At 61.8% G+C, this 15,959-nt stretch carries 16 protein-coding genes and 2 pseudogenes; 8 read left to right on the forward strand and 10 right to left on the reverse strand.

The window, feature by feature from the left end; genetic code table 11:
• Nucleotides 1–96 precede the first annotated feature (96 nt).
• Both DEM27_RS30295 and DEM27_RS30300 read left to right on the forward strand, forming a co-directional pair.
• Complete coding sequence (locus DEM27_RS30295; RefSeq protein ID WP_097544835.1) at nucleotides 97–729, forward strand: DUF433 domain-containing protein; 633 nt, start codon at nucleotides 97–99, stop codon at nucleotides 727–729.
• Entirely contained in the window at nucleotides 726–1,103 is a 378-nt protein-coding gene (locus tag DEM27_RS30300; RefSeq protein ID WP_097544834.1) for a DUF5615 family PIN-like protein, read from the forward strand. The genes DEM27_RS30295 and DEM27_RS30300 overlap by 4 nt, the downstream gene beginning before the upstream one ends.
• 16 nt (nucleotides 1,104–1,119) lie before the next feature.
• Here the strand turns inward: DEM27_RS30300 and DEM27_RS30305 are convergent, their stop codons facing one another.
• Genes DEM27_RS30305 through traA form a run of 4 tightly spaced genes read right to left on the reverse strand, consistent with a single transcriptional unit; the run spans nucleotide 1,120 to nucleotide 6,779 of the window.
• The gene (locus tag DEM27_RS30305; protein ID WP_109461982.1) at nucleotides 1,120–1,734 is read right to left on the reverse strand and encodes a TraH family protein; all 615 of its coding nucleotides are present in this window, start codon (nucleotides 1,732–1,734) and stop codon (nucleotides 1,120–1,122) included.
• A 17-nt stretch (nucleotides 1,735–1,751) separates the two neighbouring features.
• Complete coding sequence (locus DEM27_RS30310; RefSeq protein WP_109461983.1) at nucleotides 1,752–2,915, reverse strand: conjugal transfer protein TraB; 1,164 nt, start codon at nucleotides 2,913–2,915, stop codon at nucleotides 1,752–1,754.
• On the reverse strand, nucleotides 2,905–3,471 hold the full coding sequence (gene traF / locus DEM27_RS30315; RefSeq protein WP_245446229.1) for a conjugative transfer signal peptidase TraF: 567 nt from the start codon (nucleotides 3,469–3,471) through the stop codon (nucleotides 2,905–2,907). Before traF ends, DEM27_RS30310 begins: the two co-directional genes overlap by 11 nt.
• The gene (gene traA, locus DEM27_RS30320) at nucleotides 3,468–6,779 is read right to left on the reverse strand and encodes a Ti-type conjugative transfer relaxase TraA (protein ID WP_109461985.1); all 3,312 of its coding nucleotides are present in this window, start codon (nucleotides 6,777–6,779) and stop codon (nucleotides 3,468–3,470) included. The genes traF and traA overlap by 4 nt, the downstream gene beginning before the upstream one ends.
• A 255-nt stretch (nucleotides 6,780–7,034) precedes the next feature.
• On the opposite strand from traA, the gene traC reads away from it, so the two are divergent.
• From traC to DEM27_RS35130, 5 genes and pseudogenes are all read left to right on the forward strand, one after another.
• Nucleotides 7,035–7,331 carry a conjugal transfer protein TraC gene (traC, locus tag DEM27_RS30325; RefSeq protein WP_109461986.1) on the forward strand — a complete coding sequence of 99 codons (297 nt, stop codon included), beginning with the start codon at nucleotides 7,035–7,037 and terminating at the stop codon, nucleotides 7,329–7,331.
• A 4-nt stretch (nucleotides 7,332–7,335) separates the two neighbouring features.
• Complete coding sequence (gene traD, locus DEM27_RS30330) at nucleotides 7,336–7,551, forward strand: type IV conjugative transfer system coupling protein TraD (protein WP_165823689.1); 216 nt, start codon at nucleotides 7,336–7,338, stop codon at nucleotides 7,549–7,551.
• Nucleotides 7,544–9,520 carry a Ti-type conjugative transfer system protein TraG gene (traG, locus tag DEM27_RS30335; protein WP_109461987.1) on the forward strand — a complete coding sequence of 659 codons (1,977 nt, stop codon included), beginning with the start codon at nucleotides 7,544–7,546 and terminating at the stop codon, nucleotides 9,518–9,520. Before traD ends, traG begins: the two co-directional genes overlap by 8 nt.
• 369 nt (nucleotides 9,521–9,889) lie before the next feature.
• Nucleotides 9,890–10,333: a thermonuclease family protein gene (locus DEM27_RS30340; protein WP_205908983.1), complete on the forward strand. Its 444-nt coding sequence runs from the start codon at nucleotides 9,890–9,892 to the stop codon at nucleotides 10,331–10,333.
• 200 nt (nucleotides 10,334–10,533) lie between these two features.
• Nucleotides 10,534–10,782, forward strand: a pseudogene (locus DEM27_RS35130) (WGR domain-containing protein); the annotation flags it as partial.
• 580 nt (nucleotides 10,783–11,362) lie between these two features.
• Here the strand turns inward: DEM27_RS35130 and DEM27_RS30350 are convergent.
• The 5 genes and pseudogenes from DEM27_RS30350 to DEM27_RS30370 form a co-directional block, all read right to left on the reverse strand.
• Nucleotides 11,363–11,623 (reverse strand): annotated as a pseudogene (locus tag DEM27_RS30350) (hypothetical protein); the annotation flags it as partial.
• A gap of 154 nt (nucleotides 11,624–11,777) precedes the next feature.
• Entirely contained in the window at nucleotides 11,778–11,942 is a 165-nt protein-coding gene (locus DEM27_RS34235) for a hypothetical protein (RefSeq protein ID WP_165823690.1), read from the reverse strand.
• A 323-nt stretch (nucleotides 11,943–12,265) separates the two neighbouring features.
• Entirely contained in the window at nucleotides 12,266–12,574 is a 309-nt protein-coding gene (locus DEM27_RS30355; RefSeq protein WP_109461989.1) for a DUF736 domain-containing protein, read from the reverse strand.
• A gap of 420 nt (nucleotides 12,575–12,994) precedes the next feature.
• Nucleotides 12,995–14,050: a Fic family protein gene (locus DEM27_RS30365; protein ID WP_109461990.1), complete on the reverse strand. Its 1,056-nt coding sequence runs from the start codon at nucleotides 14,048–14,050 to the stop codon at nucleotides 12,995–12,997.
• Nucleotides 14,051–14,217: 167 nt separating this feature from the next.
• Nucleotides 14,218–14,526 (reverse strand): DUF736 domain-containing protein, encoded by a 309-nt coding sequence (locus tag DEM27_RS30370; RefSeq protein ID WP_109461991.1) that lies wholly within the window; start codon nucleotides 14,524–14,526, stop codon nucleotides 14,218–14,220.
• Nucleotides 14,527–14,975: 449 nt separating this feature from the next.
• Here DEM27_RS30370 and DEM27_RS34240 point away from each other — a divergent pair, with 449 nt between their 5' ends.
• On the forward strand, nucleotides 14,976–15,152 hold the full coding sequence (locus DEM27_RS34240; RefSeq protein ID WP_165823691.1) for a hypothetical protein: 177 nt from the start codon (nucleotides 14,976–14,978) through the stop codon (nucleotides 15,150–15,152).
• 3 nt (nucleotides 15,153–15,155) lie between these two features.
• On the opposite strand, the gene DEM27_RS30375 is transcribed toward DEM27_RS34240, so the two are convergent.
• Entirely contained in the window at nucleotides 15,156–15,935 is a 780-nt protein-coding gene (locus tag DEM27_RS30375) for an ArdC family protein (protein ID WP_109461992.1), read from the reverse strand.
• Nucleotides 15,936–15,959: the final 24 nt, after the last annotated feature.

Genomic DNA, 15,959 nt, shown 5'->3' on the forward strand with positions numbered 1-15,959 from the left:
ACTAGTTGGGACAGCTCGACCACTGAGATCCAACAGGGGTCAAGCCTTTACACGAGCGGCGGGCCGCATTATATATTCTCCACAAGGAGAATGATTATGGCCAGTACGTCACACGCCTACACGCCCGCCGAGGCGGCGGCTGTCAGCGAGATCGCTGTGAAATCGGTCCACAATGCGATCGACAAGCGCATCATCGAGACTCATCTCGTTGGTAGCAGGGGTCGAGCGCTCACCGATGAGGATCTGCTTCGGTTGAAGCTCTGGTATGGCGTCGGATCGATCTTGTCTGCCGAGCGCCGCAAACGCTTGTTCGATACGATCGACCAGAACCCCGATGCCGAAACCGTGAGAGCAGACGACTATCTCATTATCGACGTCGCGCGGGCACGGGAGCAACTGGCCGCGCGGGCCGAGGCGCTTCGAGAAGCCGAACGAATGATTGAAAGCGTGAAAGGGATCGTGGGTGGCGAGCCGGTTTTCAAGCGAACCCGTGTTCCCGTGCGAACGATTGCCGCGATGAAGACCCAAGGCGCAAATACAGCGGAAATCGTTGAGGGCTATCCTTCGCTCACCGAGCGCATGGTGGAACTTGCCGAGATCTGGGTTGCGGCCCATCCCGCCAGAGGACGTCCGCGGAAGCTTTCGGAGCAGGGCCTGAAGGTGAAATCCGTGAAGCGCCTGGTCCTTCGGAACGAGAACGTCCCCAAGACGTCTGGCTCGACCTCGTGAAGTTTCTCATCGATGAATGCCTTCACACGTCTCTCGTGGCCGTGGCTCGAGAGCGCGGCCACGATTGTTTCCATGTGAATTGGCTGGGACTGAGCGGCGAGACCGATTGGGACCTGATGCCTCGGATCATCGAGGAAGATTTCACTTTCGTGACGAACAACGCCCGCGACTTCCGGAAGCTCTATGCCAAAGAAGAGCTGCATGCGGGACTGGTGATTATCGTCCCGCAGGTGCTGCCTGTTCTGCAACGGGAATTGTTTGCCCTCATATTACAGGATCTGGCGGACACGCAGGACATGGTCAACGAAGTCATCGAAGTGACCCTCGATGGCGAGGATGCTGTTCTCACGCGCTATTCGCTTCCGGAGGCGTAGCGGCCTTCATTTGGCATCATTTGCTCCCAATCCTCGACAGGTCGATCCGCATCTCCGCTGATCCGACGCTTTCGCCTTTCTCGATGCTTTCAGCGTCTGTATCCGTAGGCGGTACGTCGACGGTGGCCTTGTCCTGGCTGGCACGCAACGTACCGTCGATAGTGACGCTTTGTCCGGGATCGTCCGACTGGAAGACGCTCACGCCCTCGAACTCACCGGTCTTCCAGGTGTAGAGGGCGTCCTCGAAAATCTGCGGAAAGACGTCGTCGCCCTTCGGATTGCCGTACCACTTGGCAACAATCCTCAGCACCTTGGCAAACATGGCCGTCCCCTTGCGGAGGTTTTCGCAAGCATCGACCAGATCGGGCTTCAGTTCGGACGCATCCTTGATGCCGACACCCGCCGGAAACTGTGTCAGGCCGACGCGAACCACGGCGTGGCCGACATATTGCCGGACGATCGCCATCGCCTCGTCCGGCGTCGTCGCTTTCGGGATGAGTATCAATCGGCCACCGGATTTGACCGTGACGGCAAGCGGATCGTTCGCGCCCGCGGCGGACACGAACTGCTCGACGATCGCCGGTTTCAGCGAGGGGGCCGCGCATTGTTGGATCAGGGCAGCGTCGAGCATGAGGGGCTCCTTGGCATTCAGGTGTTGAAGGAAAGGACGAGGGATTTGGCGAACAGGCGCGCCCAGGCTTCAACGCTGACGCGCTGGATGGCGACGATGGATGTCCCTTTGGTCCACCAGCCGTTGCCGACGGCGACGATGACGTCCGGATCGTGGAGCATGGATTGGAGAACGGGCCAGACGATGAGCTGCTCGTAGCAGATCAGCGGCGCGATCCGGCTGTCGGCAACGGCTGCGACCGGGTTTTCGAAGAAGTGCGCCCGCGCCCCGCCGCTTGCCCCTAGCACGGAGCGCCACGGCTGCCACATCGAACCTGGGACCGGCATCCGCTCGCGGTAGACGATTTGGGCGCCGGCGCCCGAGATGGCGATGAGCACATTATCGTATCCGCCTGCATCGACGTCCGCAGCACCGGCGATGACGGTGGTGTCAGTTCCCTGTAGTGCTCGCACCCAGAGCCGCTCGACGGTTGGTGTCCAGAAACCCAGCGCGCTCTCGGGAAGAACAATGGTGCGGGCGCCGCCGGATGCCCGATCCTTCACCGTGACAATCAAATCACGGTGGCGCTCAATGCTGGCGTCGCGGCCCAGCGATGCTCCCATTTCGAGATCGACCCCTTGCCAGGATTCCGGTAGGTTCGGGTCGTCCCAGGTTGCGGCGGAGCAGATCCAAAAGCCTGCCAGGACAATCGCGACAGCTGGCCACATGCGGGTTACGAGGCCTATTAGGCCGGCTGTCGCGGCAACCAGCCCCCACCATCCCCACCCTGGAAACAGTACGCCAGCGGCGGTGATCGGATGCGCCCAGCCGGTGATGCCGAATGGCGGAATGGCCATCAGACCCGCTGCCAGAAGATAGCGACACGGACGAGCACCCTTCCTCTTCGTCCAGAGGACGGTGTGCACGATGACGAAGCCGGCGGACGCACAGAGCAAGAGCAATAATCCAGGCCAGAGGTCCGAGGAATAGAAGTTGGCAACGCCCTGCGGCAATCCCCGGGATGCGGCCAGGAAATAGCCGGTCGAGACAAACGCGGACATCGCTCTCGTTCGCGCAAGCGCCCAGAGAACCGGAAACGCGAACGCGAGCGGAAGGAGAAGGACATGGCCACTCCATCCCACCGTCCCGGCGACGATTGAAACAGCAATCAATGCGGTTGGCTGGAGCTGCTCACGGCGCATAGGTGAGCACCTGTTGTGCCAGGCCGAGAATGCCGGATGCGGGCAGGGGGCCGAAATAGCGGGAGTCATAGGAGCCCCGGAACGGTGAGTGGAGAAAGACACTCTCCTCCGGCACGATGCCGCCGCGATAAGGCTTCATCGGCCGACCCTTGCCGTCCCGCTCAGCCAGAGCGGAAAATGCGACCCGGCGCCCGTCGATCGTTACGCCAGCGCCGATTTCGACTTGTTGCCCGGCGACGGCGATGACCGTCTTGATGAGCGGCGCGACCGCGCTCGGGCAGGTTCCCGATCGGAGATAGCCACGCTCTCGCGCCTCGCGCATGACAGGCATTTGCGGAGGGCAAATGAAGACGAGGTCGCCCGCCGATGCCGAACGATCGAGCGCGACGATACGCCAGAGGCCGAGGGGTTCGCTCGGAGTCAGGTTGATGCGGTAGCCGCCGATGATGGCCGCAGCAACGCTGCCCCCAACGATGAATGCCGCCACCAACAAGAGAGCGACAGCATTCGATCGTTGCGCACCTCCCATCCGACGTGCAGAGACTTGCGCCGTCATTTCAGGGAGAGCCCCTGGCTCTTCGTCTGGCGCAGGGCTTCTGCCTGTTTCAACGCCTCGGTCGTGCGCTCATGCGCGGCCACCTGCTGCGCGGTGCGCATTAAATTCCATGCGGATTGCACTTCAGCCTTCTGGCCGGGCGTCATCCCCGCGGTGACGGTGTTAAATGTCTGTCCGCTCGTGTCTTTTGCAGCAAGAGGCAGGAAGGTGCGCTCGCCGAAACGCTCCGACACGGCTCTCGCAAATCCCTCCAGTTCCGCCTTCACCATCTTGTCGGCGAGCGCATATTCGAGACCGGCCGGCAGATCGTTCCGGTCGATCGCATCGCGAACCCTTTCGAGTGTTTGTTTCGCGTTAGCCGAGAGCGCCGGAATATCGATGGACACCTTCAGACGGACCGCACGTTCCTCCAACTCATACTTGTGTTCCGCTTCCGCGCGCTGGCGCAGATAGCGCTCTAAGTTGCGGGCCAGCGCAGGCGCGTTGGTCTCAGCCTTCTCTCGCTCCTGCCTGTCGGCGCGACTTGCGAACATACCGGTCTTGCCCTTCAGCGCACCGAAGTGCTCAGGGTTCGATCCGATCGTCGCCAGTGTGGATTTCGCAACACTCTCGTCCTTCAGCATTGCGTCGGCATTGATCGCCTTGAACGCGCTTTCTGGCTGCGCGTAGACGAGGTGGAAACGGGTCGAGACCTCCTCCCACTGCTTCTTCAAGCCGGGATCGGCTGCGAGCTTGTCCTCGATCGCCTGATCGATCGATTTGGCAAAGGTGGTGATACCTGTAACCATCGGCTTGGCCTCCTTGGTGCTGGTTCGATTTGGGGATTGCGGGGTGCCAAGGACGAGCCCGAGCCTGCCGGCGACGGCGGCAAGGCGCGCACCAAGATCGACGAACTTTTGTTTTTGCCTGACTGTCCATTCCAGCCGGTCACGCAGGAGCGTGCGGGCCACGTTGACGAGATTGAGCCCGCGCGCTTCAGCAAAACGAAGCGCCTGGCGATAGAAGGCGCTTTTCTCGTAGTCGAGAGTCGTTTCCTTCGCATTTCGTCGCGACAGGATCGGGATCAACCCACCGTTCTTCGCGAAAGATCTACGCCCGTAATAGACGGCAAGGTCCTCACGATGGCGCGTCATGGCGACATAGGTCAGATGCCGATCGAGCGACAGCGACGCGAGGACCTTCACCCGGTCGACGGTCGCGCCCTGGCTCTTGTGGATTGTCGTGGCATAGCCATAGTCGAGGTTGTTGTAGAAGCGTTGTTCGACCAGCACCTGGCGCGCATGCTCGCCATCGCCGATCTGTGCGATGATGCGACCCGGTCCGGTCTCGACGACCTTGGCCAGCATGCCGTTCTTGACGCCAAGCGACCCCTCGTTCTTGAGGAATACGATCTGGTCGCCGACGGCAAAGTTGCGATCGCCATCCGCCGTCTCGAACATGGTCCCTTCATCGAGAACCCCGCGTTCGACCAGCCTGATGCGGGCCATCTGGTTGAGCATGTGAACGTCCCGGCGCAAATGGGCGAGGATCAGCGACGTCTTTGCCGGATCGTAGTCGCGGTCCCAGGCGGCGATCAGGTTGTCGACGACCTCGGCCTTCAGATCCCAGCCGATCACCTTGCCATTGGCACGGTAGGCGTCGACTGCCTTGCCAACGTTGCCGCGCGCCAGGTCGAGCGACGCATCGCGCATCCATTGCTTACGCTGCCGATATATGGTTTCGAGTTCGGCGTAGCCGATGCGATCGGCAATCGCACGAAATGCAGCGCCGGCTTCGATCGGTTGGAGCTGTTCCGGATCGCCGATGAGAACGAGCTTAGCGCCGGCCTTCGTCACGGCTTCGACGAACAGCGCCATCTGCCGCGACGACACCATGCCGGCCTCGTCCAGGACGAAGACCGTCTTGCTATCGAGCTGGTTGCGACCCTCATTCCAGCGCAGTTCCCAGGACGCCAACGTGCGAGAGACGATCCCGGCTTCCTTCTCCAGTCCTTCGGCCGCCTTGCCTGCAAGTGCTGCACCTACGACCTGATAACCAGCCGCTTCCCAGGCCTCGCGCGCCGCCTTCATCATCGTCGTCTTGCCGGCGCCGGCGCGGCCGATCACGGCGGCGATCCGCTCGGCTCCTGCCACGTGCTCGATTGCAATTTTCTGCTCATCCGAAAGAAGCTCATGGCGCTCGAATGTCGCGGCGAGCACCGCGTCCCGCACGCCATGCGACGAACGCTGCGACAGCCAGATCGCGCGATTGGCCATCTCCGCTTCGAGCCGGATCATTTCGCGTGTCGTGTACTTGGCGGGCAATCTGGAGCCGGTGGCAAGGTCGATCCGCTCGCGCTCAAGGCGGAACGTGTCGGGATGCAGGATAATCCGGACCATGAGGCTTTGGAACAGGGCGGGATCGTCGATGTAACGATGCAAGATCTTGGCGACATCACGCTCGTCGAAGACACTCTTCTCACGGGTGATCAGGTCGATAACGAGTTTCGGATTGCGGTCGATCCGTTTCGCGTTCTCGGCTCTCCGCGCGTCCTGCAGCTCGATGCGCTCGAGCTCGACCGGCTTCGAGGCCTCATCGGATTTCCGTTCGATCGCTTTGGTGCCGACACCAAGGTGGATGGTCGGTTGGAGATCGATCCCCTGCTTTTCGAAGGACCGTCCATCGACGCGAAGGTCGAGACCGGCCAGCGCCAGATGCCGGTTCTGGCAGGCAAACCATCCGTCGCGAAAAGCATTGAAATCCTCGATGCCTCCGGCCCAGAGCTGATAGACGATTTTGCCGGCGTCGTTGCGGATCGGATTGCCGTCCGGTCCTGTCACCGCGACCTTCTTGGCGCCGAAACCGTCCGCAGTCAGCGGCCGCAAGGTGGTCATGAGATGGACATGCGGATTGCCGGGGGCGTCGTGATAGACCCAGTCGGCCACCATACCCTTCGATGTAATGTGCCGATCGACGAAATCCCGCACGAGCGCGATATTCTGCTCGGCCGTCAGTTCGATCGGCAAGGCGATCGTCACATCCTTGGCAAGCTGGGCGTCAGAGCGCTTCTCGAAATCTTCGACCTTGTTCCAGAAGGCCTCGGACGCCCCGGACACCGACCGGTCGGCGATCATCGAACGAAGCCATTCCGGCGCGTCGGCAGGGATCACGAACTCCTCATGCAGGAGCGCCTGCTTTCGCGTGTAGTCAATCGTCCGGGCTTCCCGCTCGAACTCCATCTTAGCGCAGTGCCGGTAGGCCGCCGACAGGACGGCGCTGCGGCCGGAACCACGAGCGACGACGGTGACGGAGAAGTGAGGGACGGCCACGGCGGAGTTCTCTCCCGGTTGCGAACGAAATCAATGCGTTCGTCGGGAGCGGCGGCCCCGCCAGGCTCTCTCAGCAACACGTCGCGCCAGCGACGTATAATTGCGCCCTTCGGATCCGCTCCTTCGGAACGGCCGGGATCATTCACCAAAGCTTGCGCTTTGGCGATTGTAGGATTCACAGTAGTGCGTTCCGCACTCGCCTCCCTGAAACTGGGTTCGAAAGACAAGCTTTCTCACTCAAGGGAGACAAACGGAATGAAGAAACCATCCTCCAAGATCCGCGACGAAATCGCCAAACTCCAGGAACAGCTCAAGGCAGCAGAAACCCGTGAGGCCGAGCGCATCGGCCGGGTCGCGCTCAAAGCCGGGCTCGGCGAGATCGAAGTCGACGAGCCGGAGCTGCAGGCTGCCTTCGAGGACCTGGCGAAACGGTTTCGCGGAGGCGAGGTTCGCACAGGCGGAGGGAAGAGGGGGGCGGGCACAGGCGAAAGCAGCGCATCGTCCGCGCAGAACGCGACTGGTGCGTCTGCGAGCGGGACTGCTGAGGCTTGAGCGGATGGCGCGCACGACCACAGCCGACGCCCGCAAAAAGGACACGCGGGAAAAGATCGAGCTCGGCGGCCTGATCGTCAAAGCGGGTCTTCGCTACGAGAAGCGGGCGCTTTTGCTGGGCGCCCTCATCGATGTGAGCCGGCGCCTGAAAAGCGACGACACGGAAAGATCGCGGCTGCTGGCGATCGGCGCGGAGGCCTTCGGGAAAAGCGATGAATAGGATCATGCTCTTCATCGCGCCCGTCGCATTGATGATCCTGGCCGCCGTCGCCATCACGGGGGTCGAGCACTGGCTGTCTGCCTTCGGGAAGACGGAGGCGGCACGACAAGCGCTCGGCCGAACCGGCATCGCTGTGCCCTATCTGACCGCGGCGCTCATCGGCATCGTCTTCCTGTTCGCGAGCGCCGGCGCGATCAGGGTCAAGACCGCAGGGTGGGGCGTCGTCGCCGGCAGTGTGGCGACGATCCTGATTGCCGCGCTTCGCGAAACGATCCGGTTGTCGGCACTCACGGACCAGGTGCCAATGGGCAAGTCCATTATCGCCTATGTCGATCCCGCCACGTTGATCGGAGCAGGGGCCGCGGCAATGTCAACCTGCTTTGCGCTACGCGTTGCGCTCGTCGGTAACGCCGCGTTCGCCAGTGCCGAGCCAAGGCGTGTTCGTGGCAAGCGAGCGCTGCACGGCGAGGCGGATTGGATGAAGCTTGCCGATGCCGAGAAGCTGTTTTCGGACGCCGGCGGTATCGTGATCGGCGAACAATACCGCGTCGATAGGGACAGCGTCGCGGAGCGCTCGTTTCGGGCCGACAATCCCGAAACATGGGGCGCCGGCGGCACGTCACTGTTGCTCTGCTTCGACGGCTCGTTCGGTTCGTCGCATGGTATCGTGTTCGCCGGTTCCGGCGGTTTCAAGACGACGTCGGTGACAATCCCGACCGCTTTGAAATGGGGCGGCTCGCTGATCGTTCTCGATCCGTCGAACGAGGTGGCGCCGATGGTCACTGCCCATCGTACCGGCGCGGACCGCGACGTCTTCGTCCTCGATCCCAAAAAGCCGGAGACCGGCTTCAACGCGCTGGACTGGGTCGGGCTATTCGGCGGCACCAAGGAGGAGGATATCGCATCCGTTGCGTCCTGGATCATGAGTGACAGCGGCGGGACACGTGGCGTCCGCGACGACTTCTTCCGCGCCTCGGCACTGCAATTGCTCACCGCGATGATCGCGGACGTTTGCCTGTCCGGTCATACGGAGAAGGAGAGCCAGACGCTTCGCCAGGTGCGCGCCAATCTCTCCGAACCGGAACCGCAATTGCGTCAACGCCTGCAGGAGATCTACGACAATTCGGACTCGGATTTCGTGAAGGAAAATGTCGCGGCTTTCGTGAACATGACACCTGAAACCTTCTCCGGCGTCTATGCCAATGCGATCAAGGAAACCCACTGGCTGTCCTATCCGAACTACGCCGCGTTGGTTTCGGGCAAGACGTTTTCAACGGGGGATCTTGCCGAGGGAAACACCGACGTCTTCATCAACATTGATCTCAAAACCCTGGAGACGCATGCGGGCCTCGCACGCGTCATCATCGGCTCGTTCCTCAATGCAAATTATAACCGCGATGGTTTGATGAAGGGCAGAGCACTGTTCCTCCTCGATGAGGTTGCCCGCCTTGGCTACATGCGGATCCTGGAGACCGCGCGCGACGCCGGCCGGAAGTATGGCATCACGCTTCTCATGATCTACCAGTCGATCGGCCAGATGCGGGAAACCTACGGCGGCCGCGATGCCGCGAGCAAGTGGTTCGAGAGCGCGAGCTGGATCAGTTTCGCTGCGATCAACGATACGGAAACCGCCGACTACATCTCGCGTCGCTGCGGCATGTCGACGGTCGAGATCGACCAGGTCAGCCGAAGCTCGCAGATGAAAGGATCGTCGCGGACGCGGTCGAAGCAGTTGGCCGCACGACCGTTGATCCAGCCGCACGAAGTTCTTCGCATGCGCGCTGACGAACAGATCGTCTTCACGGCGGGGAACGCGCCGCTTCGATGCGGCCGCGCAATCTGGTTTCGACGCGACGACATGAAAGCTTGTGTTGGCACGAACAGGTTTCACAAGCTTGGAAGCACAGCCGAAGCCCCTCTGATCGAGCCGACGCGCAGCGCAGCGAGCAAGGTCGATCCAGAAAAATGAAGAGTATCGAAGAAATCAGCGTGAGCGCCGCACGAAAGGGCGGGATTTCGGGAATTCTCGTCGTGCGAGGAGCGGGAAACAGCGCAGCCGCAGGAACCTCAACAAAGTGGCCCGAAGGGGAGGCGGGATCGACTGTGCCTCGCTACCGCACACCGTCTGATAGCACGCTTGCTCGTAAACGCGGATGAAACCGAAGTCGAGATAGGTTGGGGCAAACAGGATAGGACCGAGGTGACGAAATCGAATGTGGTTCCGCTCAGAAAGCCGCGGAAGTCCGGCAGCAGGAACGATCGACATCGCTGGCAGGGGAAGTCACCCCGATCGGGACCGAGCCGCCCGCGCAAACCCCTGATCGCGATCCTCTGCGCCATGATCATTGCTGCGGGAGGCTGGCTTGCGTTCGAGGGCGCTGATAGTCTTTCTGGGCTTGTGGCTGCGGCCAGGACACCGACAGCGGATTCATCCTCGGCGGCATTTTCATTCTGCGGTGCAGATCGCCATGTGAGCTGCATCGTCGACGGCGATACGTTCTGGTTCGACGGCGAGAAAATCCGCATCGCGGATATCGACACGCCGGAACTCAGCCCGCCACGCTGCGAGGCGGAAAGGGTCAAGGGCGAGGTCGCGAAAGCACGCCTGCTGGCGCTGCTCAATGCCGGCAAGTTCTCGCTTTCGGCCGGATTGCGCGACGAAGACAAGTATGGCCGCAAGCTCCGTACCGTGACGCGGGCAGGCCGCTCGCTCGGAGACACTCTCGTCAACGAGGGCCTCGCCCGGCGCTGGGACGGCGCTCGACACGGATGGTGCGGCTGAGAGCAGCGAGAGGATCGTCACCCATGGGGCGGAGACCGTGTGCGGGCTCCGTGAGCACCGCGAATAGAGCCGTGCGCCGAAGGCGTCTCGCCCAAGCCTGTCATGACATTTCCGATTTCATCACCGATGTGAATCGATCCACCCCGACCGATTCAAAAGTGTCGTTGGACGCGATTCCCGCGATCGACGATTCTGGTCTCATGATCGCGCAACCCTACCATCTCTATGTCGAACGCACGGACGTGGCAAAGAACATGGCACGCTACTACGCCATGTCGATCGAACCGAACCTCTTTGGCGATGTTTGCCTGCTCAGGAAGTGGGGCCGCATTGGCGCGAAGGGTCAAATGAGGGTCCATAATTTCGGGCGGGAAGAGGAAGCTGTCGAACTGTTTCTCGATCTGCTTCGACAAAAGCGCAAACGCGGTTACCGGCCGCGCGCCTCTGTGGCAAGTTGGGAAAGGCCCGCCGAAGCGGGCCAAGAGGGCGTTTCATCGACGCCGGTCCCAGTCGGTCTCAAGGGACACTTCGATCTCGACGAAGAAGGGGATCTTGATCACGAGCTTCATGCCGAGCTTACCCTTGCGGAAGAAGTGGCTGATCACCTTGCAGAGAGTACGGAGCCGACGGCCGGTGGCGGCGAGGAATTGAGCGAGCTGTTGCATGTTGTTTCTCCTTTCGAATTGCGGTCATCGCGGGGATAGTCGGCAGACCGGAAAGGAGGGACGCACCCCGGGGTCCCCGTTGCGTGAGCGCAATGGGGTTGCGCCTAGGGCCGAAACGAATGCGGAGGACTTGCCGGCGACTGAATTTTGATCCGCGAGGAGCAGCAGTGCTGTGGGGAAAATTCTGGCGGCGGCAGGTTGCGTCGTGACGAACGGGCTGCAACATCCCCGGTGAGAGATGACAGCAGGATCGAAAGGGAGAGGCTCAACTGGTCGCCATCGCTACGATCGCGATGCCTCCTCGACATCCCTATTGAGAGGCGGCTCTCGCCGCCCCTCGGATGAAACTGCACCGCAAGATTGATTATGATCCTGCGCGACCGTCGTAGCTGATATGGGACGCATTTACCGGGATGCCGGTTTCCCGCGTGATCGCCGTGATAATCAGGGCAAGTGAGCCGATTTCGTCGTCAGTGAGCGCGATCAGCTCCGGGTAGTCGATTTCAACGCCGGTATCGTCCGCCGTCAAAGCGATGGCCCAATCGCCGCCGTTGATGCGATATTCGTGCGTGTCGAATTCGAATTCGAGATCGTCCAGCAAGTTGATAGTAAAGCGCCCGAGTAGGATGGGAGGTCATAGAGAGAAGAGACCCGCGGACCCCTAGGGGACGCGACCGTATCCGGCGGGAGCCGGGGGAGCGTTGAGGGGTGAAATCCCTGACAGCCGGGAGGCCGGTCGAGCCGGCTGACCGGCTCAAATAACAGGGGGAACGAGCCGCTCAGAATGGCGGCTCGGCTTCGACGGCGCCCTGCTGTTCGGCAAGCATGACGGCCAGATCGGCCTCGGCGAGTTGGAGCTCCGCCTCGATTTGACGCCGCTCGGCCGCGTCCGATGCGTTCCTCAGTTCGGCACGCAGTTCTTCGATGTGCTGTTCGATCGTCATGGTCTCATCTCCTTGAGTTCGTGAAAGACGAGCTCGCGGGGCGGGACGGGGTGGCGGGGTCAGGGATCGCGCAGGCGACCGCCAGCGGCGGCGAGTGGGGGAGCCGATTTTGTCGGAGCGCAGGGAAACGGAGTGGAGGCAAAATTGGGGGAGCCGCGATGTCCTTGACGCCGTCAGGCCGGCCCGGCACCCTCGGTCGATCTGAGCGGCTATCCTCGGTTTCCGTATGGCACCGATAAAGCCGGAGCCAGGCTCAACGCCTGGTGCCGGCCTCTCCTGTTGTCGGGAGGAGGCCCCGTCCGGCGGGCGGAGCCTCGAGGACCTCAGTCGCGGTTGGGGCGGGACCAGATGAGCTGGAGGCCGTCTTCGCCCTCGACTTCGGAGAGCGTTGCGTAGATCGGAGCGGGGAAGCTCGGATCGTCCAGCTTGACCGAGAGGTAGTCGCGGCCCTGTTCGGAGGTCTTCTGCCAGGCAGCACCGAGCTCGACATTGCCGGCATAGATGCGGAAGTGCGGGCCCTTGTCGGAGGGGTTCTCGACGCGGGCGATGCGAGCCTTGACGTTGAGAGCCAGCGTGCGGATCGAGCCGTTGAAGCCGGTTTCGGCGGAGGTGAAGGTGCCGATCGTTGCCATTGTGGTGTTCCTTTCGTTGGTTTCGGGCGCGCCCTTCGCGGCCTCGATGGCTGTCGAAAGGACCGGGGACGATCGGACCGCACCCCCGGGGTCCCCATTGCGCATCGCGCCATGGGGTGGCTTGCCGGGCCGCAATGAAATGGAGGGCGGCCGGGAGGAACTTTGTTGCTGCGCGAGGAATGCGGCACGCCGGGGTCCCCGCTCGGCCTGTCGAGTGGGGTTGCGTTCGCAGGGGGAGAAAGTTTCGGATGGCCGTTGCGGGAGGACGATCGAGGCGAAGCCGGTCTCCGCTCAGACATGCCTCATCGAGCCCGCGAATGGAGCCCCGCTATATCAGGCAAAGGCACGTGGCAATGGCGGCTGCGCACAATTGGACCATAGCACCGATTTCGGCTGATCGGCGGACGCTTCGCTCCGGCGTCAGCTTAAGCCGTACCAGGTCCCACGACCGGCTCCGTGGAGGGTCAGATGTCCCTGCTCGGTCAGCGCCCGAAGATGATCCTTGACGGTGTTGCGGCTCGCGCCTGTCGCTTTGGCCACATCCATCACCGTGACGCGCCCGCGTTCACGCGCCAGTTCGAGGATCGCGACGGACAACTCCGGCAGGTCGCCGAGGAGAATGCGCTCACGCTCGATCTTGCGCTCGAGACGCTGCTTCTGGCGTTGCAGACTCCGCAGGAAAAACTCGACCCACGGATTCCAGTCCTGTTGGTCCGTTCGTATCGTGCCCTGCGTTCGGCGAAGCGCGAGATAATAGGCTTCCTTGTTCTGCTCGATAACACTTTCCAGTGAGCTGTACGGCACATAGGAATAACCCGCCCGAAGAAGCAGCAAAGTGGTCAGAGCGCGCGACAGTCGGCCATTGCCATCCTGGAAAGGATGGATTTCCAGAAAGACGACGACGAAGACAGCGACGACGAGCAGAGGGTGAAACGTGCCATCCTTCTCCTGAGCTTGTTGCCAGGCCACCAGTTCCGACATTCGGCCCGGCGTATCGAAAGGGGAGGCTGTCGCGAAGACGACGCCCAGGCTTCGTCCATCCTCGTCGAAGGCTTCGACGTTGTTGGCAAGGGTTTTCCAGTTTCCCCTATGTCGTTCATCTTTGACCGAGTGCGCGAGCAGATCCCGATGCAGTTGGCGGATGTGGTTTTCGTTAAGCGGGATTGCGTCGAAGGCAGAGAAGATCGTCTCCATCACCTCGGCATAGCCGGCAACCTCCTGTTCGTCTCGGCTGGAGAACGAGCCGATACGGAGGTTCGAGAGCAGCCTTTCGACCTCGCGGTCGCTTAATTTCGCGCCCTCGATACGTGTCGACGATCCGATGCTTTCGATCGTCGCAACCCGCCGCAAGCTGGACAGCCGATCGGGTGCGATGCGACCAAGCGCTCGCCAGGCGCCTTTGAATTCGTCAATCTCGGCGATCAACGAAAGGATCTCAGGCGTGATACGCAATTTGGAGAGATCGAGCGCCGTCATCCATTATCCCATCCGTTTCCATCCAAATGGGGTATGACATAGCGAGATCCATTTTTCCATCCATTTTCATCCAATATGGAAGGACGGACGGGAAAAAGCCGCGGCACGAAGGAGGCCGCCCTGTTGTCGGGAGGAGGCCCCGCCCGGTGGGCGGAGCCTCGAGGACCTCAGTCGCGGTTGGGGCGGGACCAGATGAGCTGGAGGCCGTCTTCGCCTTCGACTTCGGAGAGCGTTGCGTAGATCGGAGCGGGGAAGCTCGGATCGTCCAGCTTGACCGAGAGGTAGTCGCGGCCCTGTTCGGAGGTCTTCTGCCAGGCAGCCCCGAGCTCGACATTGCCGGCATAGATGCGGAAGTGCGGGCCCTTGTCGGAGGGGTTCTCGATGCGGGCGATGCGGGCCTTGACGTTGAGGGCCAGCGTGCGGATCGAGCCGGTGAAGCCGTTTTCGGTGGAGGTGAAGGTGCCGATCGTTGCCATTTTCGTGTTCCTTTCGTTGGTTTCGAGCCGCGCCCTTCGCGGCCTCGATGACTGTCGCAAGGATCGGGGACGATCGGACCGCACCTGATAAGGCCGGAATGGAATGCAGGACGGCCGGAAGAAACTTTGTTGCCGCGCGAGGAATGGCGGCGTAGCCGGCAGGGGAAGAAAGTTTCGATGGCCGTTGCGGGAAGACGATCGAGGCGAAACCGCTCCCCGATCAGACATGCCTCATCGAGCCCGCAAAGGACGTGGACGGGTCAAGAGGAACACGCTGATAGCAACGCAACCTGCCACCGCCTCACCCGGCGGAACATTGCTGTGGCCGCACCGTTTCTCTGTCGCAATGCCAGAGCCGCAATTCGGTGGTGACGGACCGGCCAGAGTCGGAGTTGCCTCCAGCAATCAACCCGGTATCGTGTGCTCGCGATTCGTCGCCTGGAGGATACATGCGTCAGCAGACAAAGCCGTTTACCGTCGAAATCAAGCAATCCCGAAAGCTCAAACCGACCGACCGCAAAACCTCGATCTGGGGCAAGCTGGACCTGACACCAGATCAGGGCGCGCTCAAGCAGAGAGAGCCAAGAGAGGTGTCGGCCGTTGGCGGTGACAACGACCGACGCTGATTTCTAGGCCGCGACTTTCTCCTCAGCTGCATCAGGCTGCAGATCGTGCAGGAAGGTGACTGCCCTCTGCGCATGAGCGGCCGCCTGAAAAATCGCCCGCCTGTCTTCGGAAAGCACGGCGAGCCATGAGGCAAGGTACGACGCGTGATCGGGCCGTGGCTCGAGCTCCGGTACGATTCCAAGGTCGGCGCATAGGAAGCAGCTACCGAGCTCTGCAATGAGTTCCTCGCGGGCGCGCTCGCTCTTGTCCTTGGCATAACGGCTGAGATCGCGGCCCACGCGCCGCGGGTTCGCGGTCCAGTGCGTTGCCTCATGACTCAGCGTTGCCGCGTAGGAAGCCGCATCGCGGAAGGCCTGGAACGGCGGCATCTGGATATGGTCGGTCACCGGCGAATAGTAGGCTTGCGACCCGCCATGTCGGATAACGGCGCCGGTATTGCGGAAGAAGCGATCGGCATTCTTTATCCGCTCGACCGGATCGAGAGCCGGTTCCGGACGATGGTAGTGATGGTCCGGCAGACCGTCGATCTGGTCCACATTGAACACGCAATACGCCTTCAGGAAAGGTATTTCCCGGTCGACCTCGTTGCCATTGCCGTCGGTCTCCGACTTGGTGAAGCGGCTTGCGAACACCACAGTCGAGCCGGTTTCGCCCTTGCGAACCGCAGCTCCGAGCTCCCGGTCGGGTAGCGGGGCAGCGTCGCCGCTGCCCCGCCCCCTCAGAACCGTGCTTGCGAGTTTCCCCGCACACGGCTCAAGCAAACCGCTTGCGATCCCGTACACTCCTCTCCGCAGCGAGAGCCTGGA

It is taken from the genome of Rhizobium album (assembly GCF_003122325.1).
GTDB lineage: Bacteria > Pseudomonadota > Alphaproteobacteria > Rhizobiales > Rhizobiaceae > Metarhizobium > Metarhizobium album.